General features: G+C 68.3%; 1 protein-coding gene. It reads left to right on the top strand.

Annotated features, from left to right (window positions below; translation table 11 throughout):
- A partial coding sequence (gene tnpC / locus VXC91_RS45415) for an IS66 family transposase (RefSeq protein ID WP_329513180.1) occupies positions 1-1,473 on the top strand: 1,473 nt, incomplete at its 5' end.
- Positions 1,474-1,527 lie beyond the last annotated feature (54 nt).

The following is a 1,527-nucleotide window of genomic DNA, read 5'->3' on the forward strand; positions in this document are numbered from 1 at the left end:
CGATGTGACAGGTCGTGGGTGGGTGCGGCAAGATCTGTGGTCATGTCGGTGGGGCTGGAGTCTGCGTCGCGCGAGGATCTCCTCGCACTGATCGGGCTGCTCCAGCGGCAGAACGAGGAGTTGGCCGCGGCGAATGAGCGGCTGACGGCGCGGGTGGCGGAGCTGGAGCGGCGTCTGGGGCGCAACTCGGGAAACTCCTCGATGCCGCCGTCCTCGGACACTTTCGGCCGTCCGGAGAAGAAGGCGCAGGCCAGGAGCGGGCGCAAGCGGGGGCGTCAACCCGGTGCCGGTGGATCGGGTCTGTCCATGACGGAGAAACCCGACACTACCGAGGATCATGTTCCGGCGGCCTGCAGGGACTGCGGGGACGTGCTGGACAAGAACGACAGCATCGGCTTCGAGCGCCGCCAGGTCCGGGACATCCCGTTGTCCACGGTGACAGTGACCGAGCACCGGGCCCATCGTTGCCGGTGCGCGTGCGGGGCGGTGACCGCCGAGCCGATGCCCGGACAGATCGCAGGATCGCCCTCCTCCTACGGCCCGAACCTGCGCGCCCTGGCCGTCTACCTTCTGGTCTTCCAGCACATCCCCGTCGAGCGGACCGCGATGCTGATCCGGGACGTGACCGGGGCGGAAGTCTCCACCGGCTGGGTTGCTTCTCTCCTGCCCGAGGCCGCCGGTCTCGTCGAAGACTCTCTGAACTTGATCAGGGCCCTGCTGATGATGGGGCACGTGCTGCATGCGGACGAGACGACCACCCGCATCGGCAGCACGCGGCGCTGGCTGCACGTGGCCTGCACCGACTTCCTCACCCTGCTCCACCTCGCACCCCGCTCCCGGGCCGGGGCCGATGCGGGCGGTGTGCTGCCGCACTACCGCGGGGTCCTGGTCCACGACTCGCTCTCGTTGTATGCCGGATACGGCTCCTGCACCCATCAGCTGTGCGGGGCGCACCTGATCCGTGAACTGACCGCCGCCGAAGAAGACTTCCCCGACCAGAAGTGGCACCAGCAGATCCGCTGGGCCCTGGCCGGACTGAACACCCAGGCCCTGCGCGTGAGGGCCGGGCAGATCACCGAGATTGCCCCCGAGGCCCTGCTGCTGCACCTGGACGCCTTCCACCACGGCATCACCGTCGGGCTGTCGGAGCATCCGCGCGCCGCGGGGCGAAAACAGTCCACCGCCCGCAACCTGCTGGAACGCCTGCGCGATCAAGCGCACGCCGTGCTCCGGTTCGCCGACGACCCCCGGCACGTGCCCTTCACCAACAACTGCGGGGAGCGAGCACTCCGGCCGGTCAAGACCCAGCTGAAGATCTCCGGCTGTCACCAGTCCGCCGACGGTGCCACGGCCTGGCTCGCCGTGCGTTCCTACCTGGACTCCGCCCGCAAACACGGACTGAGCGCCTTCGAGGCCATCCACCGCGCCTTCGCCGGCAACCTCTGGATGCCACCCATCGAACAAGACGCCTGACCAGCAAACTTCACGCACCGTCACCGATCAGCCGCATTCCTTCTGAATGCGTAC

Source organism: Streptomyces chiangmaiensis, from assembly GCF_036281785.1.
Lineage (GTDB): Bacteria > Actinomycetota > Actinomycetes > Streptomycetales > Streptomycetaceae > Streptomyces > Streptomyces chiangmaiensis.